General features: G+C 65.8%; 20 protein-coding genes and 1 tRNA gene. 8 read left to right on the top strand and 13 right to left on the bottom strand.

The annotated features are described in order from the left end of the window. Positions 1-66 precede the first annotated feature (66 nt). Positions 67-972: a LysR family transcriptional regulator gene (locus ACP69S_RS17390; protein ID WP_425999371.1), complete on the bottom strand. Its 906-nt coding sequence runs from the start codon at positions 970-972 to the stop codon at positions 67-69. A 93-nt stretch (positions 973-1,065) separates the two neighbouring features. Between ACP69S_RS17390 and ACP69S_RS17385 the strand changes: the two genes are divergently transcribed. The 4 genes from ACP69S_RS17385 to ACP69S_RS17370 all read left to right on the top strand — a co-directional run bounded on the left by ACP69S_RS17385 (position 1,066) and on the right by ACP69S_RS17370 (position 4,878). Further along, on the top strand, positions 1,066-2,061 hold the full coding sequence (locus ACP69S_RS17385) for an aldo/keto reductase (RefSeq protein ID WP_425999369.1): 996 nt from the start codon (positions 1,066-1,068) through the stop codon (positions 2,059-2,061). Between the two features lie 39 nt (positions 2,062-2,100). After that, complete coding sequence (locus tag ACP69S_RS17380; RefSeq protein ID WP_425999367.1) at positions 2,101-2,244, top strand: hypothetical protein; 144 nt, start codon at positions 2,101-2,103, stop codon at positions 2,242-2,244. Then, entirely contained in the window at positions 2,241-2,714 is a 474-nt protein-coding gene (locus ACP69S_RS17375) for a GNAT family N-acetyltransferase (RefSeq protein ID WP_425999366.1), read from the top strand. Before ACP69S_RS17380 ends, ACP69S_RS17375 begins: the two co-directional genes overlap by 4 nt. 64 nt (positions 2,715-2,778) lie before the next feature. Then, positions 2,779-4,878, top strand: a complete 2,100-nt coding sequence (locus ACP69S_RS17370) for a catalase (protein WP_425999364.1) — start codon at positions 2,779-2,781, stop codon at positions 4,876-4,878. 119 nt (positions 4,879-4,997) lie between these two features. On the opposite strand, the gene ACP69S_RS17365 is transcribed toward ACP69S_RS17370, so the two are convergent. From ACP69S_RS17365 to trmD, 8 genes are all read right to left on the bottom strand, one after another. Then, positions 4,998-6,617 (bottom strand): long-chain fatty acid--CoA ligase, encoded by a 1,620-nt coding sequence (locus tag ACP69S_RS17365; RefSeq protein WP_425999362.1) that lies wholly within the window; start codon positions 6,615-6,617, stop codon positions 4,998-5,000. Positions 6,618-6,918: 301 nt separating this feature from the next. Next, entirely contained in the window at positions 6,919-7,971 is a 1,053-nt protein-coding gene (leuB, locus tag ACP69S_RS17360; RefSeq protein ID WP_425999360.1) for a 3-isopropylmalate dehydrogenase, read from the bottom strand. Positions 7,972-7,982: 11 nt separating this feature from the next. Continuing rightward, entirely contained in the window at positions 7,983-8,285 is a 303-nt protein-coding gene (locus tag ACP69S_RS17355; protein WP_425999358.1) for a putative quinol monooxygenase, read from the bottom strand. A 136-nt stretch (positions 8,286-8,421) separates the two neighbouring features. Next, positions 8,422-9,030, bottom strand: a complete 609-nt coding sequence (leuD, locus tag ACP69S_RS17350; RefSeq protein WP_425999356.1) for a 3-isopropylmalate dehydratase small subunit — start codon at positions 9,028-9,030, stop codon at positions 8,422-8,424. An 11-nt stretch (positions 9,031-9,041) separates the two neighbouring features. Then, on the bottom strand, positions 9,042-9,953 hold the full coding sequence (locus ACP69S_RS17345) for a hypothetical protein (RefSeq protein ID WP_425999355.1): 912 nt from the start codon (positions 9,951-9,953) through the stop codon (positions 9,042-9,044). After that, the gene (gene leuC, locus ACP69S_RS17340) at positions 9,953-11,389 is read right to left on the bottom strand and encodes a 3-isopropylmalate dehydratase large subunit (protein ID WP_425999353.1); all 1,437 of its coding nucleotides are present in this window, start codon (positions 11,387-11,389) and stop codon (positions 9,953-9,955) included. Before leuC ends, ACP69S_RS17345 begins: the two co-directional genes overlap by 1 nt. Positions 11,390-11,778: 389 nt before the next feature. After that, positions 11,779-12,171, bottom strand: coding sequence for a 50S ribosomal protein L19 (rplS, locus tag ACP69S_RS17335; protein ID WP_425999351.1), 393 nt, complete (start codon positions 12,169-12,171; stop codon positions 11,779-11,781). A 3-nt stretch (positions 12,172-12,174) separates the two neighbouring features. Then, a complete protein-coding gene (trmD, locus tag ACP69S_RS17330) occupies positions 12,175-12,912 on the bottom strand; it encodes a tRNA (guanosine(37)-N1)-methyltransferase TrmD (RefSeq protein WP_425999349.1) in 738 nt (245 codons plus the stop codon). Positions 12,913-13,058: 146 nt separating this feature from the next. Here trmD and ACP69S_RS17325 point away from each other — a divergent pair, with 146 nt between their 5' ends. Next, positions 13,059-14,690 carry a pilus assembly protein gene (locus tag ACP69S_RS17325; protein ID WP_425999347.1) on the top strand — a complete coding sequence of 544 codons (1,632 nt, stop codon included), beginning with the start codon at positions 13,059-13,061 and terminating at the stop codon, positions 14,688-14,690. A gap of 37 nt (positions 14,691-14,727) precedes the next feature. Here ACP69S_RS17325 and ACP69S_RS17320 read toward each other — a convergent pair whose 3' ends face one another. Then, positions 14,728-15,663 carry an isopenicillin N synthase family dioxygenase gene (locus ACP69S_RS17320; RefSeq protein WP_425999345.1) on the bottom strand — a complete coding sequence of 312 codons (936 nt, stop codon included), beginning with the start codon at positions 15,661-15,663 and terminating at the stop codon, positions 14,728-14,730. A 191-nt stretch (positions 15,664-15,854) separates the two neighbouring features. On the opposite strand from ACP69S_RS17320, the gene ACP69S_RS17315 reads away from it, so the two are divergent. Then, the gene (locus ACP69S_RS17315) at positions 15,855-16,529 is read left to right on the top strand and encodes an OmpA family protein (RefSeq protein WP_425999344.1); all 675 of its coding nucleotides are present in this window, start codon (positions 15,855-15,857) and stop codon (positions 16,527-16,529) included. A gap of 135 nt (positions 16,530-16,664) precedes the next feature. Here the strand turns inward: ACP69S_RS17315 and ACP69S_RS17310 are convergent, their stop codons facing one another. Beyond that, positions 16,665-18,536: a monovalent cation:proton antiporter-2 (CPA2) family protein gene (locus ACP69S_RS17310; protein WP_425999342.1), complete on the bottom strand. Its 1,872-nt coding sequence runs from the start codon at positions 18,534-18,536 to the stop codon at positions 16,665-16,667. A gap of 2 nt (positions 18,537-18,538) precedes the next feature. After that, positions 18,539-19,138 (bottom strand): NAD(P)H-dependent oxidoreductase, encoded by a 600-nt coding sequence (locus ACP69S_RS17305; RefSeq protein WP_425999340.1) that lies wholly within the window; start codon positions 19,136-19,138, stop codon positions 18,539-18,541. A gap of 111 nt (positions 19,139-19,249) precedes the next feature. On the opposite strand from ACP69S_RS17305, the gene ACP69S_RS17300 reads away from it, so the two are divergent. Both ACP69S_RS17300 and ACP69S_RS17295 read left to right on the top strand, forming a co-directional pair. Beyond that, positions 19,250-19,960 carry a CoA transferase subunit A gene (locus ACP69S_RS17300; RefSeq protein WP_425999338.1) on the top strand — a complete coding sequence of 237 codons (711 nt, stop codon included), beginning with the start codon at positions 19,250-19,252 and terminating at the stop codon, positions 19,958-19,960. Beyond that, entirely contained in the window at positions 19,960-20,601 is a 642-nt protein-coding gene (locus ACP69S_RS17295) for a 3-oxoacid CoA-transferase subunit B (RefSeq protein WP_425999336.1), read from the top strand. Before ACP69S_RS17300 ends, ACP69S_RS17295 begins: the two co-directional genes overlap by 1 nt. A 150-nt stretch (positions 20,602-20,751) precedes the next feature. On the opposite strand, the gene ACP69S_RS17290 is transcribed toward ACP69S_RS17295, so the two are convergent. Continuing rightward, positions 20,752-20,828: transfer RNA gene (locus tag ACP69S_RS17290), tRNA-Met, on the bottom strand. Between the last annotated feature and the right edge of the window lie 40 nt (positions 20,829-20,868).

Here is a 20,868-nt window from a genome sequence, read left to right as displayed (position 1 = left end):
AGGGGTCGATAGGCAAGGCAAGGGTTTCTATGGACGCCTACAGAACCCCCCGGGTGCGGCAATTTTTCACCAGTTCCCCGCCGCGCGCTCGCCCTTCACGAAATCGACGAACGCCCGCAGCGGCGCCGGCATGTGGCGGCGGCTGGGATAGTAGAGCAAGGGGCCGGTGAATGGCGGCAGCCAGTCGCCCAGCACGCTTTCCAGCCGGCCAGCGGCCAGATCCTCGGCGACGAACTCCTCGAACGTGGCGATCAGGCCCACGCCAGCCAAGCAGGCGCGCAGTTCAAGGTCGATGCTGGTCGAGATCAGCGGGCCGGTGGGACTGATGCGGATGACCTCGCCGGCCTTCTCGAACTCCCAGGGGTGGGTGACGCCGCTGGCGAAGCGGTGGCGGATACAGGCGTGGTCGAGCACCTCGCGCGGATGGCCCGGCCGTCCATGGACCGCGAAATAGGCGGGGGCGCCGACGACCACGAACCGCTGTGGACCCGCCAGCGGCACAGCGATCATGTCCTTCTCCATCCGCTCGTCATAGCGGACGCCCGCATCGAAGCCGGCGGCCAGGACGTCGATGAAGGTGTCCTCAGCGGTGACCTCCACGGTGATTCCTGGATGCAGGGCCATGAACCTCGGCAGCATGGCCGGCAGGGTCACCCGCGCCACCACGCTGGGGACGTTGAGGCGCAAGGTCCCGGTCGGGCTGTCGCGAAAGGCGTTGACTTCGTCCAGGGCCAGGGCGACGTCGGCCAAGGCGGGGGTCAGGCGGTCCAGCAGCTTCTGGCCGGCTTCGGTCGGCGTCACGCTGCGGGTGGTGCGGTTCAGCAAGCGCACGCCCAATCGCGCCTCCAGCCGCCGCACGGCCTCGCTCAGCGACGAGGCAGAGACGTTGCGCACACTGGCCGCGCCGCGAAAGCCCCTGGCGTGGGCCACGGCGGTGAAGGCGTCGAGATCGGCGAAGTCGGCTTGATGCATTGTGCGAAAATCCGAACAGGTTGTGCAAACTTCGTCGGATTATCGCACGGAATTTTCGGGCGCATAAGGCTCTCCACACCCCGGAGACACCCCATGAAGACGCATCAACTCGGCAAGACCGGCCCCGTCGTTTCCACCTTCGGCCTTGGCTGCATGGGCATGTCCGACATGTACGGCCCCAGCGACCGGGCCGAGAGCCTGGCTACCTTCGACGCCGCCGTGGAGCAGGGCATGACCCTGATCGACACCGGCGACTTCTACGGCATGGGCCACAACGAGATGCTGATCGGCGAGGCCCTGAAGCGCCACCGGCGCGAGGATCTGGTGCTCAGCGTCAAGACCGGCGCCCTGCGCGATCCGGCCGGCGGCTTCCTCGGCTATGACAGCCGTCCCGCCGCCCTGAAAAACTTTATAGCCTACAGCCTCAAGCGCCTGGGGGTCGACTACATCGACATCTACCGCCCCTCGCGCCTGGACCCCGACGTGCCCATCGAGGACAGCATCGGCGCCATCGCCGAGATGGTCCAGGCCGGCTATGTCCGCCATATCGGCCTGTCCGAGGTCGGCGCCGCGACCATCCGCCGAGCCGCCAAGGTGGCGCCCATCGTCGATCTGCAGATCGAGTATTCGCTGATCTCGCGCGGTATCGAAGCCGAGATCCTGCCGACCTGTCGCGAGCTGGGCATCGGGATCACCGCCTATGGCGTCCTGTCGCGCGGCCTGATCAGCGGCCACTGGACCAAGGACAGCGCTGCGGGCAGCCGTGACTTCCGCGCCATGAGCCCGCGCTTTCAGGGCGAGAACCTCGACGCCAACCTGGCGCTGGTCGAGGCCCTGCGCGCGGTCGCCGAGGCCAAGGGCGCCACCACGGCCCAGACCGCCATCGCCTGGGTGGCCTCGCGGGGGCCCGACATCGTCCCGCTGATCGGCGCCCGCCGCCGCGACCGCCTGACCGAGGCGCTGGGTGCGCTGAAGGTCTCCCTCACTCCTGCCGACCTCGCCGCCATCGAAGCGGCGGTGCCAAAGGACGCCGCCGCGGGCGAACGCTATGCCCCGGCCATGATGGCCCATCTCGACAGCGAGCGCTGATCTTGCGCGAGGCGGTGATCCGGGGCTCAACTGCGCCTCATGAGCACCGCCTCGCAGGCCCGTCCGATCAGCATCGGGATCGATCGTCCGGCGGCGGAAGTCTACGCTTTCGTCCGCTTCGAGCGCGACGCCGACATGGTGGCCCAGGATCTGGCCGCCCTGAAGGCCTTGCTCGAGACATGAAGCTGCGTGCGCCCCGCCCCGGCGACTTCGGCTGGACTGTCCAGCGGCACGGCGCGCTCTACGCCGCCGAGCAGTGCTGGGACGCGCGGTTCGAGGGGATGGTGGCGGGCGTCGTCTCCGACTTCCTCAAGACGTTCGACCCGGCCCGCGAGGCCTGCTGGATCTCCGAGCACGACGGCCAGCCCGTTGGTTCGGTAATGCTGGTCAGGGAAGACGAGACCACCGCCCGTCTGCGCGTGCTTCTGGTTGAGCCCGGCGCGCGGGGTCTGGGGGTGGGCGAGGCGCTGGTCGGCGCCTGTATCGAGTTCGCCAGAACGGCCGGCTACAGCCAGATCGTGCTCCGGACCCAAAGCAATCTTCTGGGCGCCCGTCGCCTCCATGAGCGCGCCGGCTTCGTGCTGGAAAAGGCCTGGCCTTATGACGGGTTCGGAGAAAACCTGATCTCGGAGGCCTGGCGCCTGAAGCTCTAGCGCAGGAACCATAAACTCTATCATCGGTTTGGCCATCACCCCCGGGCGCAGAGGATTGACGGACATGGCGAGCGAATTCACGGCCAAGATCGGCAATGGTGGCGAGACCCACCAGCAGGTTCCCGAAACGGGTCCGCACGACGGCGAAGGCCACCTGACCACCAATCAGGGCATCCGCGTCTCGGACAATCAGAACCAGCTGAAGAGCGGCGAGCGCGGCCCAGTGCTGCTGGAGGACTTCGTCCTTCGCGAAAAGATCTTCCACTTCGACCACGAGCGCATTCCCGAGCGCATCGTCCACGCCCGCGGCTCGGCCGCCCACGGCTTCTTCGAGCTCTTTGAATCGCTGTCGGACCTGACCAAGGCCGACATCTTCCAGCGGGCCGGCGAAAAGACGCCAGTGTTCACGCGGTTCTCCACCGTGGCCGGCGGCGCGGGCAGCGTCGATACGCCCCGCGACGTGCGCGGTTTCGCAGTGAAATTCTACACCAAGGAAGGCAATTGGGACCTCGTCGGCAACAACATCCCAGTGTTCTTTATCCAGGACGCCATCAAGTTTCCCGACCTCGTTCACGCCGTGAAGATGGAAGCCGACCGCGGCTATCCTCAGGCGGCCAGCGCCCATGACACCTTCTGGGACTTCATCAGCCTGATGCCGGAATCGACCCACATGATCATGTGGGCGATGAGCGACCGGACCATTCCGCGCTCCCTGCGCACCATCGAAGGCTTCGGCGTCCATACCTTCCGGATGGTTAACGCCGCCGGCAAGTCGACCTTCGTCAAGTTCCACTGGAAGCCCAAGCAGGGCGTCGCCTCGACGGTCTGGGACGAAGCAGTCAAGCTCGCCGGCGCCGATCCCGACTTCCACCGTCGCGACCTGTTCGAAGCCATCCAGCGCGGCGACTTCCCCGAATGGGAACTGGGCCTGCAGACCTTCGACCAGGCCTTCGCCGACAGCCTGCCCTTCGACGTGCTGGACCCGACCAAGATCATCCCCGAGGAGGTGCTGCCGATCCGCATCGTCGGCCGGATGGTGCTGGACCGCTATCCCGATAACTTCTTCGCCGAGACCGAGCAGGTCGCCTTCTGCCCGGCCAATGTGCCCCCCGGCATCGACTTCACCAATGACCCGCTGCTGCAGGGCCGGCTGTTCTCTTATCTCGACACCCAGAAAAGCCGCCTGGGTACAGCCAACTTCCACCAGCTGCCGATCAATGCGCCCAAGTGCCCGGTGATGAACTTCCAGCGCGACGGCCAGATGCAGATGGCCATCCCCAAAGGCCGCGCCAATTACGAGCCTAACAGCCTGTCTGAAACGGCCGGTGAAATCGGCGGGCCGCGCGAATGCCCGATGACCGGCTTCACGACCTTCCCATCGGCTGAAGCGGCCAACGAGCAGGGCGACAAGCTGCGGATTCGCCCCGAAAGCTTCGCCGACCACTACAGCCAGGCCCGGCTGTTCTTCCGGTCGCTCGATCCGGCCGAGCAGGCTCACCTGGCCTCGGCCCTGGTGTTCGAGTTGTCGAAGGTCGGCATCGAAGCGGTGCGGACACGCATGATGTCCAACCTGGTGAATGTCGATCCGGAACTGGCCGCACGGGTTGGCGACGGCCTGAACATGCCCGTGCCCAAGGCGTCGAAGACGGCGGCTCCGGTCCTGGATCTGGACCTGTCGCCTGCTCTGCGCATCGTCAACGGCCCGCGCGCCCCGAGCGACATCAAGGGTCACGTTATCGGTATCCTGATCGCCGACGGCTCTGACGCCAAGGCGGTCGATGCCCTGAAGGCGGCAATCGCGAAAGCCGGCGCTGTGGCCAAGGTCATCGCGCCGAAGATCGGCGGGGCCAAGGGCGCGGACGGGACCTTGATTCCGGCTGACGGCCAACTGGCCGGCACACCGTCGGTGACGGTGGACGCCATCGCCCTGGTGCTGTCCGACACCGGCTGCGCGGCCCTGCTCAAGGAAGCCGCCGCCGTCCAGTTCGTGATGGACGCCTTTGGTCACCTGAAGGCCATCGGCGCCACCGACGCGGCAAAGCCGCTGCTCGACAAGGCCGGGGTGGAGCCTGACGAGGGCTTAGTGGGTCTCGGCGATGACTTCATCGCCGCCGCCGCGCTGCGCTTCTGGGATCGCGAGCCGAAGGTTCGTATGCTGGCCTAACCTTAGACCCTCCCCCTGTGGGGGAGGAGGCGCGAAGGCGCCGGTGGGGGGAGCAGACCCACCTCGGCAAACTCCCCCCACCGACGGCTGCGCCGAGACCTCCCCCGCAGGGGGATGATTTAGCCGATCAAGTGCTCCTGCCACGCCTGCCGCAGCACTTTCTTGTCGATCTTGCCTGTCGCGGTCAGGGGCACTGACGCGAAGACCACGTCGTCGGGCGTCCACCATTTGACGATGCGCGGGGCCAGGTATTCCAGCACCTGCGCCTTGGTCACCGCCGAGCCCTCATGGGTCTCGATCACCAACAACGGTCGCTCCTCCCACTTGAGATGCGGCACGCCAATCACGGCGGCGATCTTCACGCCTGGACAGCCGACCGCGACGTTCTCCAGGTCGATGGAGCTGATCCATTCACCGCCCGACTTGATGACGTCCTTCTGGCGGTCGGTGATGCGCATGAAGCCATGCTCGTCGAGGGTGGCGATGTCGCCGGTGTCGAACCAGCCGTCGTCCTGGGCGGCGTCGCCGTCCTGGCGGAAATAGCGGCGAACGACCCATGGGCCGCGCACCTTGAGCGCGCCGGAGGTCTCGCCGTCGCGGGGCGCATCTGAACCGTCATTGGCCTCGACCTTCAGCTCGATGCCAAACTGCAGCCGGCCCTGACGGGTCCAGATCGCCTCGTCCATGGCCTCTTCGCCCAGGGCGGCGAGGGCGGGCGTCGGTGTGGCCACCACCCCGATGGGACAGGTCTCGGTCATGCCCCAGATCTGCAGGACGCTGACGCCGTAGAGGCGCTTGAAGCTCTCGGCCATGGCGCGCGGCACGGCGCTGCCACCGATCACCACGCGTTTCAGCTTGGTCGGGCTTTCGCCGTTCTTTTCCAGCCAGTCCAGATACATCGTCCAGATGGTCGGCACGCCGCCGGTGAAGGTGACGCCTTCGCCCTCGATCAGGGCGTGCAGGCTCGCGCCGTCCATCTTGTCGGCGGGCAGGACAAGCTTGGTCCCGCAGATCGGCGCGCTGAACGGCAGGCCCCAGGCGGTAGCGTGGAAGAGGCTGGAACAGGGCATCACCACGTCGAAGGCGGTGAAGCCAAAGGCGCTGTTCAGGCCCCCGGCCATGGCGTGCAGCACCACCGCCCGATGCGAATACAGCACCCCCTTGGGATCGCCCGTGGTGCCCGACGTGTAGCAAAGGAAAGCCCCGGCGTTTTCGTCGAAGCTCTCCCATCCATAGGTTCCCGCCTCGCCGGCGATCAGGGTTTCGTAGGAGATGGCGCCAATCGCTCCGGGGATCGTCCGCTCTTCGTCCGACAGCATGACAAAGGTCTTCACCGTGGTCAGTTGCGGCGCGATCCGCTCGACCAGGGCCAGGAAGTTGCGGTCGAACAACAGCACGCCGCTTTCCGCGTGGTTGATCGTGTAGATGATCTGCTCATCGAACAGGCGCGGATTGGCGGTGTGCAGCACGGCGCCGATCCCGGGCACAGCGTAGAACAGCTCCAGGTGCCGGTGGGTGTTCCAGGCCAGGGAGGTGACCCGGTCGCCGGCCTTGACGCCCAGGCGCACCAGCGCGTGAGCCAACTGGGCCGATCGCCGCCCAAGCCCGGAATAGTTGTAGCGCCAGACCGGCTCGTCGATCAGCTTGGAGACGATCTCGCGCGCGCCGTGGGCCTGGGCTGCGTAGGTCAGGATGCCGCTGATCATCAGCGGCGTGGTCTGCATCAGGCCCGGTAACATACGCGGCGCTCCCTTTTGTTGTTGGGGTCAGCCTAGGGCGTGAAACGGGTGTTGGGGAAGGGGATCAAAGATCCTCCCCCTACCGGGGGAGGTGTCGCCGTGGGCGACGGAGGGGAAATGACGGCCCAGTCATTGCCGACTTCCCCCTCCGGCCTTCGTCCGCCTCCCCCACTAGAGCCCTTTCCGACCTGATGGCTTCTTCAGGGTCGGGCGAAAAGGGCTCTAAATCAGAAGTTTAGAGCATTTTTCGATCCGATAACCGTTTCACACTTATCGGAAAATGCTCCAAGGGGAGGATTGCTCAGAGCCTCTTCAGCACCGCGTCGCCCATTTCCACCGTCGACAGCGAACCGCCCAGATCCCGGGTCCGCGCCCCGCCGTCCAGCGCCGCCTTGACCGCCGCCAGCAGCTTGTCGGCGGTCTCGGCCTGACCCAGCGACCAGCGCAGGGCCATCTCGAAAGACAGGATGGCGGCCAGCGGATTGGCGACGCCCTTGCCGGCGATGTCGGGGGCTGAGCCGTGGATCGGCTCGTACAGGCCAGGCTTGCCGGGCGCGCCCAGCGCCGCTGAGGGCAGCATGCCCAGCGAGCCGGTCAGCATGGCCGCAGCGTCCGACAGGATGTCGCCGAACAGGTTGTCGGTGACGATGACGTCGAACTGCTTGGGCGCGCGGACCAGCTGCATGGCGCAGTTGTCGGCCAGGATGTGCTCCAGCTGGACGTCGGCATATTCGCGGGCGTGCAACTCGGTGACGACCTGTTTCCACAGCAGGCCCGACTCCATAACGTTGGATTTCTCGGCCGAGGCGACGCGGTTGGTGCGGCCCCGAGCCAGCTCGAAGGCGACGCGGGCGACGCGTTCGATCTCGGCGGTCGTATAGACCTGGGTGTCGACGCCGCGCTTCTGACCGTTACCGAGGTCCTCGATGCCGCGCGGTTCGCCGAAATAGACGCCGCCCGTCAGCTCACGGACGAACATGATGTCCAAACCCGAGACCAAATCGCGCTTCAGGCTGGAGGCGTCGGCCAAGGCTTCGAAACAGTAGGCCGGACGCAGGTTGGCGAACACGTCCATGGCTTTGCGCAGGCCCAGCAGGCCGGCTTCCGGGCGCAGGTGGCGCGGGGCGCTCGCCCATTGCGGGCCGCCGACGGCGCCCATCAGCACCGCGTCGCTGGCCAGGGCGCGGCCCTTGACCTCGTCGGTCAGCGGCGTGCCGTGGGCGTCATAGCTGGCGCCGCCATAGATGGCCTCCTCGACCACGAGGTCCGGCGTGAGCGCGGCCGCCACGCGGCGCACCTCCCCGCAAACCTCGGGACCGATCCCGTCGCCGGGCAGCAGGAGAAGCGTGGACATCGGAAGGCTTCCTAGATTTCGCGGTAGGCGGAAACGTCGAACGAGGACATGCGGCGCTCGCCCATGCCCAGCCCGGGCCAGCAGGCGCGCCACGCGGCCATGTGCGGGCTGGCGCGGTGGAAGGCCAGGGCCGCTTCGTCGACGAAATGCTCATAGACCCGGATCAGGCCCGGATCGAGCGGGTCTTCGGTCAAGGCGTAGTCCAGGCAGCCCGGCTCGGCGCGGCTGTTCTCGACCTGGGCCCGCAGATGCGGCCGCAGATCGGCCAGGCGCTCGGGCGGCAGGCGGACGGCGCCGGCCAGGATGATGGTCATGGGTAGGGGTCTCCCGGCTGCAACGCCGTGCGTCCTTCGAGGCTCAGCTTCGCTTCGCACCTCAGGATGAGGATATCAGCAAGACACACCTCATCCTGAGGCGCCGGCGCAGCGGGCCTCGAAGGACGCAATGCGCTCACAGCTCCAGCCACGGTTGGCCAATCGCCCGTTTGCTCTCGAACAGGTCGATATCGCCGCCGTGCATCAGCGTCTCGCCGATGAAGTCCAGGCCGCGCAGCATCTTGTCCTTGCGGATCGGGTCGATGTCGAAATGGAAGGTCTGGCCTGAGGGCGAGATCACCGTCTGGGCTTCCAGGTCGATGCTGACCATGTGGTTGCCGCCGAGCGCCTCGTCCATCAGGACGGCGATCTCGTCGGGCGCCAGCACCACCGGCAGCAGGCCGTTGTTGAAGCAGTTGTTGTTGAAGATGTCGGCAAAGCTGGTCGAGATCACGCACATGATCCCAAAATCCATCAGGGCCCACGGAGCGTGCTCGCGCGAGGAGCCGCAGCCGAAATTGTCGCCGGCGATCATCACGCTGGCGCCCTTGTACTCTGGCCGATTGAGCACGAAGTCGCTGATCGGATTGCCCTCGCCGTCGAAGCGGAAGTCATAGAACAGGCCCTTGGCCAGACCCTCGCGCTCCACGGTCTTGAGGAACTGCTTGGGAATGATCTGGTCGGTGTCGATATTGGCCAGCGACAGCGGAACGGCGCGGCCGTCGAGGCGGGTGAAGGCCTGCATGACAGCGTCTCCTAGTTCGTTAGGGTCTGGGTGATAGCCCAGCGTTCATGGGTTGCGGAGCCGGCGGGCTCCGGCGTCACGACGGATTGATAGCAGTCGGCCTTGCGGATGAAACCGTTACGGGTGTCGATCTCGAAGCGACAGCCCTTGGTCGCCTCCACCTTGGCCACCTCCGGGCCGGGCCTGACCAACTCGGCCGAGACGTCCTTGCCCGTCATCTGCTTGACCGTCTGGACGCCCAGCACCATGGCCGATTCAGGGTCGATGAATTCTTTCCAGGTCACCAGCGCCCGCCCAGCCTTGTCGTCATAGCTGTCCAGGACGACAGAACCCTTCAGCTTCACGCTGCCACTGCCAAGGGGGCTGGCCTGCTCGCCGTCATAGGTCTGCGGCTCGCCGACCTTGAGGCCCAGATTGTAGCCGATGGACAGGTAGCTCTGTTCCTTGAGCATCAGGTTGGCGGCGCCCTCCGCCGACATCGTCGCGAACGTCTTCTCGGCCATGGCGCCCATTTGCGGCGACACGCTCTGGGCGAAGGCGATCAATCGAGCCTTCGTGGCCTCGGCGTCGATCAGCTTGATCGGGCGCAGGCTCTCGTCGGCCAGATACGAGATCTCGGCGGGCAGGGTTGCAGACAGTATGGGCAGGATCTCGGGGGTCGACGCCGTCCGGTCGAGCACCTTCAGTGTGACCTTGTAAGTCTCGGCCTTCTCGTCGAAACCGATGGTCGCCAGCGAGCGGGTCTCCACCCAGGCGCTCTCGGTCTTGCCATTGAGCGTCTTGGCCTTGGTATGACGCACGGTCTGCTCGACGCGGGACGGAGTCGGAATGTCGAGCGGCATCTCGTGAACGCCCTGATCAGCGGCCAAGGCGGGACCTGTCGCGCCTAACAGGGCGACGATGGCGAGGCAAACCGCGCGCATCAGACGGTCTCCTCCAGGAAGGTTCGCACATCCACCAGATGCCCGGCGATGGCCGCCGCAGCCGCCATGGCGGGGGAGACCAAATGGGTGCGGCCGGCGCGGCCCTGGCGGCCTTCGAAATTGCGGTTGCTGGTCGAGGCGCAGCGTTCGCCCGGCTGCAGCTTGTCGGGGTTCATGGCCAGGCACATCGAGCAGCCGGGTTCCCGCCAGTCGAAGCCTGCGGCCTTGAAGATGGCGTCCAGGCCTTCCTCTTCGGCCTGTTCCTTCACAAGGCCCGAGCCCGGCACGACCATGGCGGTGACGTGGTCGGCGACCAGGCGACCGTGCAGGAAGGCTTCCTGCACCACGGCGGCGGCGGCGCGCATGTCCTCGATCCGGCTGTTGGTGCACGAGCCGATGAAGACGCGGTCGATGCGGGCCTCGCTGATCGGCTGGCCGGCGCTCAACCCCATATAGTCCAGAGCCCGGCGAGCGGCGGCGCGCTTGTCGGGGGTGGCGAAGCTTTCCGGATCGGGAACAGTGCCGGTCACCGGGATGACGTCCTCGGGGGATGTGCCCCAGGTCACCATCGGAACCAGCGCCGAGCCGTCGATGGTCACGGTGCGGTCGAAGACGGCGTCCGGATCGGTGAAGAAGCTCTTCCAGTGGCTGCGGGCCATCTCCCAGGCCGCGCCCTTGGGGGCGGCGGGCTTGCCCTGGATATAGGCGAAGGTTTTGTCGTCGGGCGCGATCAGGCCAGCCTTTGCGCCGCCCTCGATGGTCAGGTTGCACAGGGTCATGCGGCCTTCCATCGACAGGGCCGAGATGACCTCGCCGGCGAACTCGATGACATAGCCGGTGCCGCCGGCGGTGCCGATCTCGCCGATCACGGCCAGGGCGACGTCCTTGCCGGTGACGCCGGGACCCAGCTGCCCGTCGACGCGGACCAGCATGTTCTTCGACTTCTTCTGGCGCAGGGTCTGGGTGGCCAGGACGTGCTCGACCTCGGAGGTGCCGATGCCGTGAGCCAGGGCCCCGAAGGCGCCGTGGGTCGAGGTGTGGCTGTCGCCGCAGACGATGGTCATGCCCGGCTGGGTGCGGCCCTGCTCGGGACCCACCACGTGGACGATGCCGTTGCGGATATCGCCCATCGGGAAGAACTGGATGCCGTTGTCGGCGACATTGCGGGCCAGGGTCTGCAGCTGCAGCCGCGCCTCTTCGTCGGCCACGGCGTCGACGCCCAAGGCCTGGCCTTCGGTCGGGATATTGTGGTCGGCCACCGCCAGGGTGCGGTCGGGACGGCGCACCTTGCGACCAGCCGCGCGAAGGCCGGCGAAGGCCTGCGGGGTCGTGACCTCGTGGATCAGGTGCAGGTCGATATAAAGGATCGCCTCGCCATCGGCTTCGCTGACGACGTGGGCGTCCCAGATCTTGTCATAAAGGGTTTTGCCGGACATGGCGGGGATATAGGGCGGATCGTGCGCCGAAATCCAGTCCCGGGCCGGTCGCGCGACAATTTCTTGCCGGATGTGGCTTCGTCGCCGGAATAGGGGGCGCCAAGACTGAGGGCGCGCGTTTGCGGCGCGCCCTCGTATCGCTTTGAGTCCAGTGACGTGGAACGCCAGCTGAATCGGGCCACCCCCTGAGAGGGAGCGGTCTAAAAGCCCGTCGCTGAGCGGCGGGGGTGAGGCAAAGGTCCTCCCGCAACGCTCGGCTGTCAAGAAGTGTGCGAACGCACTAAAGGGCGATCTCGCCCGGATTGGTCGAGAGCGTCAAAGAAAATTCCGCAAAGAAAAAGGCCCCGGCGTTTCCACCGGGGCCTCGTTCAAATCTTCGAGCGATACGCCTATTCGGCGGCGCCCTTTTCCTTGCGGACGGTCTGGCGCTCGGCGATCCGGGCCGACTTGCCGCGACGATCGCGCAGGTAGTACAGCTTGGCGCGACGGACGACGCCGCGACGCTTGACTTCGATGCTTTCGATGTTCGGCGAGAGCAGCGGGAACAGACGCTCCACGCCTTCGCCGAACGATATCTTGCGGACCGTGAAGCTCTCATGGATGCCGGCGCCGGCGCGGGCGATGCAGACGCCCTCGTAGGCCTGAACGCGTTCGCGTTCGCCTTCCTTGATCTTCACGTTGACGCGCAGGGTGTCGCCGGCCTGGAAGTCGGGGATCGCCCGGACGGCCAGCAGACGCGCAGATTCTTCCTGCTCGAGTTGCTTGATGATGTTGATAGCCATGTCTCAGTCTCCTTTGGGCTTACCCGTTTTCGGGCCGCCTTTTGCCTGTTGATTGGCGAGATGCGCTTCCCAAAGATCGGGCCGCCGCTCGCGTGTCGTCTCTTCACGCATACTGTTCCGCCACTGGGCCACCCGCTTGTGGTCGCCTGATAGCAGCACCTCGGGGATATCCAGCCCTTCGAACGTCCGCGGTCTCGTATATTGCGGATGCTCGAGGAGACCGTCCTCGAAGCTTTCTTCCAGCGTGCTCTCGATGTTCCCCAGAACACCCGGGGCAAGTCGAACGCACGCCTCGATCACGACCATCGCCGCCGCCTCGCCACCGGCGAGCACCGCGTCTCCGACCGAGACCTCCTGGAACCCCCGGGCGTCGAGCACCCGTTGGTCCACCCCCTCGAAACGGCCACACAGGACGATGATCCCGGGCGCCTCGCTCCATTGCCGAACACGCGCCTGGGTCAGGGGTCGACCCCGGGCGCTCATGTACAAAAGCGGCCGCCCACCGACCTCCACGCTGTCCAGCGCGGCGGCGATGACGTCCGCTTTGAGTACCGCTCCCGCGCCGCCACCCGCAGGGGTGTCGTCGAGGAAGCCGCGCTTATCCTTGGAAAAGGGCCGAATGTCCAGTGTTTCCAATCGCCACAGGTCCTGCTCCTTCCAGGCGGTCCCGATCATCGAGACGCCGAGAGGGCCGGGAAAAGCCTCGGGGAACATGGTCATGACGGTGGCGGTGAACGGCATGGGCGCTGTTTAACGCCGCGCGAGACGCCCGGCGAGTGGGATTGTCGAAGCGCCGCAAGGCGCCGGGGACGTCTTCACCATGCTCGTTGGGGGCTTGTTCACCCTCCTTTGGCAGGGTGAGGGCTCAAAATCGCCCGGACTCCGTCATGACCGCTCAACGCCGCCTCATACAACGCCTGCGCGACGACAATCGCGGCGCGGTGGCTGTGCAATTCGCCGTCCTGGCCCTGCCGATCACCATCCTGGCTTTCGGTCTGCTGGACATGAACCGCATCAGCATCCAGCGCCGCCAGCTGCAGGACGCCCTCGACGCCGCCACCCTGATGACCGCCCGCTCAACAGCGACCACCGACGCGGCGCTCGACACCGCGGGCGACGCGGCCTTCGCCGCGGAACTGGCCGGCCTGGGCATGACCAGCGCCAATTCCACCTTCATCGCCGGCACGGGCAACAAAGTGATCGGCAAGGCTTCGGTCACCATCAAGCCGATCATCTCCAACCTGTGGACCAAGACCGACCCGCTGGTCACCGCGACCTCGGAAGTGGTGCGCTCGGTCAACAAGCTGGAAGTCGTTCTGGTGCTGGATAACACAGGGTCCATGGGCGAGACCCTCGGATCGGGCGGCAAGAAGATCGACGCCCTGATCACCTCGTCCAAAGACCTGGTGGACACTCTCTACGCCGCCGCCGCCCGCGCGTCTGAAACCGATGCGGTGAAGATCGCGGTGGCGCCGTTCTCGATGACCGTGAATGTCGGATCGGACTATTCATCGGAGAGCTGGATTAAGCCGACGCTGCCCTCGACCTATGGAGCGGATATCTTCGCGACCTCGCAGAACCGCTTCACCATGCACACCCAGACGGCGACGAGCTGGGCCGGCTGCATCGAGAGCCGTCCAGACCCCTACGATATCACCGACACCGCGCCGAGCGACACCACGCCGGCCTCGATGTTCGTGCCGTTCTTCGCGCCCGACGAGCCGGACGACAACACAGTCAACTACCCGTCGTCCGGATCGAAATATCGCGACGCCCGCACTAGGAGCGGTGGCGAGATCTACAACAACTGGATCACCGACGATAAGTCCAATTCGAACGACTGGTTCACGCGTCAGGGCGAAGTCGCCAAATACGCCTCCGGAAACAAGTCAAAAGTCATCAGCGAGGCCAAGAACGACACGAAATACGGCCCCAACGCCGGCTGTGGCATCACCAGCGTGCTGCGGATGACCAATGTCCGCACCAGCGCAGGCGCGACCACGGTCAAGGACAAGCTTGACGACATGGTCGCCACCGGAAACACCAACGTCGCCATGGGCACGATCTGGGGCTGGCACATGATTTCGCCCAACGCCCCGTTCGCCGACGGCTCGGCCTACGGAACCAAGAACGTCAGCAAGATCATAGTTCTGCTCACGGACGGCGACAATGTGATGAGCGAGACCAACAACCCCAACGACTCCACCTACAGTGGGTATGGCTATGTGTGGCAAGGGCGGCTTAAGAACGCTTCCAATATGAGCTTGGGCATCGGCGCGACAGCGACAAACCGACGGGACGCCATGGACAGTCGGCAGACCAAGACCTGTACAAACGCCAAGGCCAAGGGCGTCATCATCTACAGCATCGGCGTGGGTGTTTCAGCCCACTCCAAGGTCGTCCTGCAGGGCTGCGCCTCGGCGGCGGACAAGTATTACGACGTCACCAACTCAGCTCAGCTTTCGGCCGTATTCGACGCCATCGCCGGCTCGATCCAGAACCTGCGCATCGCCAAGTAGCAGGCTGGAGTCCTCTCCCCAGAGGAAGAGGGAGATCTCAAGCCAGCTTGATCTCGCGCAGGCGCTGCTGCAGGAACTCGTCGGCGGTGATCGATTGCGGATAGCGGTCGGGATTCTCGGCCGTGACGCAGGCCGGCAAGGTCTTGATCTCGTAGTCTGACGCAAAGTGCAGGAAGAACGGCGTCGAATAGCGCGCCACGCCGCTACGTTCCGGCGGCGGATTGACAACCCGGTGCTGGGTCGAGGGCAGGACGTGGTTGGTCAGGCGCTCCAGCATGTCGCCGATATTGACCACCAGGCAGCCGGGAGGCGGGTTGATCGGCAGCCACCGGCCATCACGGTCCAGAACCTCCAGCCCGCCCTCTTCGGCCCCAATCAGGAGGGTGATGGTGTTGATGTCGCCGTGGGCCCCGGCCCGCACGCCGGCGACGTCCAGCGGGATCGGCGGATAGTGCAGCAGGCGCAGCACGCTGTTGCCGTTCTCGATGGTCGGCGCGAAAAAACTTCGTTCAAGCTTAAGGTAGGTGGCGATCGCCTCCAGCACCTTGCCGCCCACGCGGTCGAGCGCGTTGTAGAGCCAGCTGACATCATGCTTGAAGGCAGGGATCTCGGCTGGCCAAACATTGTCGGCCATGGTGGCGCGGAAGCGGTGGCCGGGCGGCAGGTCGCGGCCCATGTGCCAGAATTCCTTCAGGTCGTAATGGGCGGCGCCCTTGGCGGTCTCGACGCCGAATGGGATGTAGCCGCGTGCGCCGCCCTTGATCCCGGCATATTGCTTCTTGATATCGACGGGCAGGGCGAAGAAGGCCTTGGTGTCGGAGATGGCAGCGTCGATGCGGGCCTGATCCAGGTCGTATTCCGACAGCACCGCGAAGCCATAGCGCTCGAACGAGGCGCCAAGCGCCTGGGCGAAGCCGGAGAAGTCCTTGTGATAGAGCGTGAAAGAGACCGGTTCGATCGCGGACGTGGACACGGGGGCTTAGCCTTCGGAAAGTCTGTCTGGAACTAGTAAGTCGCGACTTACTACACCGGGAACACGCTCGAGCGAAGACCCGTTCATCGCCGTGTCATGTCGATGATGGAACTTGACCATGAGCCGGGCGTTTGCCCTCTCGACGATCAAGCGTGACTGCACGCACAGAAAAAACACGGAAGACGATGGCCATGATGAAAAAGACCGCACTTGTAGCGTTGCTCATGGGCGCCGCCGCCCTGACCGCCTGCACCACCACCGACCCCTATACCGGCATGCCGGTTCGCAACAACACCGGCACGGGCGCCCTGAGCGGCGCTGGCGTCGGCGCGGTGCTGGGCTATCTGACCAACACCAATTCGGGCGAACAGGGCCGCAAGAACGCCCTGATCGGCGCGGGCATCGGCGCCCTGGCCGGCGGCGCGGTCGGCAATTACATGGACCGCCAGCAGGCCGACTTCCGCCGCAGCCTGGAAGGCTCGGGCGTCATGATCCGCCGCAACGGCGACCAGATCATTCTGGTCATGCCCAGCGACGTGACCTTCGCCGTCGACCAGTCCGACGTGCAGCCGCAGTTCACCCGCGTGCTGGATGACGTGGCCCGCACCCTGAACGCCTATCCGCAGACCACCATCGACGTGGTCGGCCATGCCGACTCCAGCGGCCCCGACGCCTACAATCAAACCCTGTCGGAGCGCCGCGCCAGCTCGGTCGCCGGCTATATGACCGGCCCTGGCCGTGTTCTGCCTGACCGGATCTTCGTGGCCGGCATGGGCGAGCGTCAGCCGGTCGCCGACAATGGCACGGCGGAAGGCCGCAGCCAGAACCGCCGGGTCGAGATCGTTCTGCGTCCGATCACGCAGTAGGGCCGGCCCTAAATCCTCCCCCTAGCGGGGGAGGTGTCGGCGAAGCCGACGGAGGGGGAAGTCCTGCCGACCCATGGCGGCCTTCCCCCCTCCGACCTTCGCTCACCTCTCCTAGCGGGGAGGATCTCCTGCCGCCTACTCCGCCCCTTCCCGTTCCGCCCGCTCCCGAAGCTCCTGCTCCAGGCTCGCCGTATCCCACGCCCCGCCGGCGTCGCCTGGCCGCATACGCGACAGGTCGGCGGCCAGCAGACGGTCCATGGTCTTGGCGGCGTCGCGCGAGGCCAGGATATAGGCCTCTTCCTGGCCCCACATCGGGCGCAGGTCCTCGAAGGTTCGCCGGTCGTGCCGGCGGAAGAACGACGCGGCCCGATGAGCGAGGTGGGCGCGGAAGCCCAGCTTCAGCAAGGCTGTCTGGCCCAGAGCCAGCGCCGACTCGAAGGTCTCGCGCTCCACCGCGTCGGCCCCGTTGGCCAGCAGGTCATAGGCGTGGCGGCGGTCCCAGGCCCGGGCTAGGATCACCAGATCGGGGAAGGCCTTGCGGGCCGTCTCGACCAGTTCAACGGTCTTCTCCCGATCGTCCAGGGCCACGATCAGCATGCGGGCCCGCTCGATGCCGGCGGCGCGTAGCAGGTCCATCCGCGTGGCGTCGCCATAGTGCACCCGCCGTCCGAAGCGGCGCAGCAGGTCGATCTGCTCGATATCGCTGTCCAGAACCGTTGAGCGAAAGCCGTTGGCGGTCAGCAGGCGGGCGATGATGATGTCGGGCTCGCCGTCCTCGAAGTCGCCGGTCTCGGGCGTGACGTCGGCGATGGCGGCGTCCATGGCCGCGGCGACCCGCTCATAGATGATCATGGCCAGTGGCGTCAGGGCCATGGAAACCGCAACGGCCGCAGTCAGCAGCGCCGCCAGCGTCTCGCCGATTACACCCGCGCCCACGGTAAAGGTCAGCAGGACGAAGGCGAACTCGCCGCCCTGGGCCAGGGCCGTGGCCACCGCGGCCGCCCCGCGCAGGGGCGCGCCGAACAGCCGGGCCAGGCCCAGCATGACCAAGAACTTCAGCGCCATCAGGCCCAGAACCAGTCCGATCAGGGTGAGGGGCTGGCCGGCGATCAGCGGCAGGTCGACGCCCGCGCCCACGGTGATGAAGAACAGACCCAGCAAAAGCCCCCGGAAGGGCTCGATGTCGGTTTCCAGCTCACGCCGGAACTCGCTCTCGGCCAGCACCACCCCGGCCAGAAAGGCCCCGAGCGCCGGCGACAGCCCGACCATCTGCATCAGGCTGGCGACCCCGACCACGATCAGCAGGGCGGAGGCGGTGAAGATTTCGCGCAGCCGCGCCTTGGCGATGAACCGGAACAGCGGCCGTACCAGATAGCGCCCGCCACCGACCACGGCGCCGACGGCGGCGAACACCGACAGGCCCTGGGCCCAGATCGGCAGGTGGGCCATCAGGCTGACGCCGTGGCCGGCGTCGGCGCCGTGGGTCGGCGGCGCAATGGTGGCCAACAGGGGCAGCAAGGCGAACATCGGAATGACCGCCAGATCCTGCAGCAGCAACACCCCGAAGGCCGCCCGGCCCACGGGGCCCTGCCGTAGTCCCTTTTCGTCGAGAGTCTGGAGTACGATGGCCGTCGACGACATAGCCAGCACCAGACCGACCGCCAGCGCCGTCTGCCACGGCAGGCCCAGCAGCATGGATACGCCCGCCACGCTCAACGCCGTACCGACCACCTGGGCGCCGCCCAGGCCGAAGATCGCCTTGCGCATGTCCCACAGGGTGGAGGGTTGGACCTCCAGCCCGATCAAGAACAGCAGGATGACCACGCCGAACTCGGCGAACTGCATCACGTCGGCCTGGGCGCCGATCAGCGACAGGGCGTGCGGTCCGATAACGACGCCGGCGATCAGATAGCCGAGCACCGAGCCCAGGCCGAGCCGCTTGGCTATCGGCACCGAGATCACTGCCGCGCCGAGATAGAACAGAGTCTGGGTGAGGAAGGATTGCATGCTCAGACCTCCGTCTTGCTCGAGGCGGCGGGGGCAGGCAGCAGCGAGGCGATCCGCGCCTTATAGCGCTCGGCTTCGGTTTTCAGCGCCCCGTCGTCCTTTACCGCCGCGCCATGCACGACGAAGGGCGTCTCCCAGGCCATGCCGCACAGGTGGGCCGTCTGCTCCAGCGGCCGCAGGAAGTCGTCCATCGAAAAGCGGTTATAGCCGTGCGCGTGATAGGCCTTGGCGCTGGCCCCGGTGGTGCAGGCGACGAACAGGCGCTTGCCTTGCAAGGCCGTCCCGTCGTGGCCATAGGCGAAGCCGTGCAGCCACACCAGATCCAGCCACTCCTTCATCAGCGCCGGGGTCGAATACCAGTAGAGCGGGAACTGCAGGGCGATGACGTCATGCGCCACCAGGGCCGCCTGCTCGGTCTCGATATCGATCGCGAAGTCCGGATAGGTCTCGTACAGGTCGCGAAAGGTGACGCCGGACAGACCCTTGGCGGCCTTGGCCAGGGCGCGATTGGCGCGAGAGCGTTCAAGCGCGGGATGCGCCAGGACCAGCAGCACGCCAGAGGTGGCGGCGGCCCGGGGGCCAGTGGTAGCGTCAGGGCTCAAGGGGCGCCTCCGGGCGTCGGAATTTTATTCATCAAGGCTTGAATTTCAGTGGCCGCCGGGCGAGACCCTTCGCCAAATATCGGCAGGCCAAAGGCTGGTGACGGAGGATCCATGGTCGACAAGGTGCAGAAAGACGCGGTCGAGGCCCTTTCGGGGCTGCTCTTCGACGGCATGACCATCATGGCCGGAGGCTTTGGCCTCTGCGGCATTCCGGAAAACCTTATCGCGGCGATCCGCGAGACGGGGGTCAAGGACCTCACGGTCGTCTCCAACAATTGCGGCGTCGATGGCTTTGGTCTGGGAATCCTGCTGGAGAACCGCCAGATCAAGAAGATGATTTCGTCCTATGTGGGGGAGAACAAGCTGTTCGAACAGCTCTACCTCAGCGGCGAGTTGGAACTGGAGTTCAATCCGCAAGGTACCCTCGCTGAACGCATTCGCGCCGGCGGCGCGGGCATTCCGGCCTTCTTCACCAAGACCGGTGTCGGAACCCTGGTCGCCGAGGGCAAGGAAGTCCGTGACTTCGACGGCGAGCTCTATGTGATGGAGCGCGGTCTGGTCGCCGACCTGTCGATCGTCAAGGCCTGGAAGGCCGACGCCGAGGGCAATCTGATCTACCGAAAAACGGCTCGAAACTTCAATCCGATGATGGCCACGGCCGGCAAGGCCTGCGTCGTCGAGGTCGAGGAAATCGTCGCCGTCGGCGCGCTCGACAAGGATAACATCCACACCCCCGGCATCTATGTCGATCGGTTGCTGAAAGGGGCGAAGTTCGAAAAGCGCATCGAGCGGGTTACCACCCGCCAGAAGGAAGGTGTCTAATGGCCTGGACCCGTGACGACGTCGCCGCCCGCGCGGCCAAGGAACTGCGCGACGGCTTCTATGTAAACCTCGGGATCGGCATCCCGACCCTGGTGGCTAACCACATCCCCGAGGGCATGAGCGTAACGCTGCAGAGCGAGAACGGTATGCTGGGCATGGGACCTTTCCCCTATGAGGGTGAAGAGGACGCCGACCTGATCAACGCCGGCAAGCAGACGATCACCGAGCTGGAGTCCAGCTCGTACTTCTCGTCGGCCGACAGCTTCGCGATGATCCGCGGCGGCCACATCGCTCTTTCCATCCTGGGCGGCATGCAGGTGGCCCAGAACGGCGACCTGGCCAACTGGATGGTGCCTGGCAAGATGGTCAAGGGCATGGGCGGGGCCATGGACCTCGTCGCCGGCGTGAAGCGGGTGGTCGTGGTCATGGACCACTGCGAGAAATCGGGCGCCCCCAAGCTGCTGACCCGCTGCTCGCTGCCGATCACTGGCGCCGGCGTGGTCGATCTGCTGATCACTGAACTGGGCGTCTTTGAGATCAATCGTGGCAAGACGCCTGTGCGCCTCATCGAGCTGGCGCCGGGCGTCACGGTCGACGAGGTCACGGCCAAGACGGAAGCGGCCTTGGAGGTCGCGATCTAGCCAAGGCTGGCTGGCCATAGTTTGGCGAATACTCCGGAAGACTTACGCGGCGCGCATCGAAAGGTGCGCGCCATTTCCGCTTGAGGATTCAGGCGAGCCAGCGCTGCGCACAAACGAAAACGACCTCCCGAAGGAGGTCGTTCCGAATCTTGGGTGCGGGGACAGGATTTGAACCTGTGACCTTCAGGTTATGAGCCTGACGAGCTACCGGGCTGCTCCACCCCGCGGCGAAGTTGGTAGTATGGTGATCGTGGGTAGGGTTGGACT

The sequence above is a fragment of the Caulobacter sp. DWR1-3-2b1 genome (genome assembly GCF_049895765.1).
GTDB lineage: Bacteria > Pseudomonadota > Alphaproteobacteria > Caulobacterales > Caulobacteraceae > Caulobacter.
Note: the sequence above shows the minus strand (reverse complement) of the source record. Positions and strands in the feature narration are given on the sequence as shown.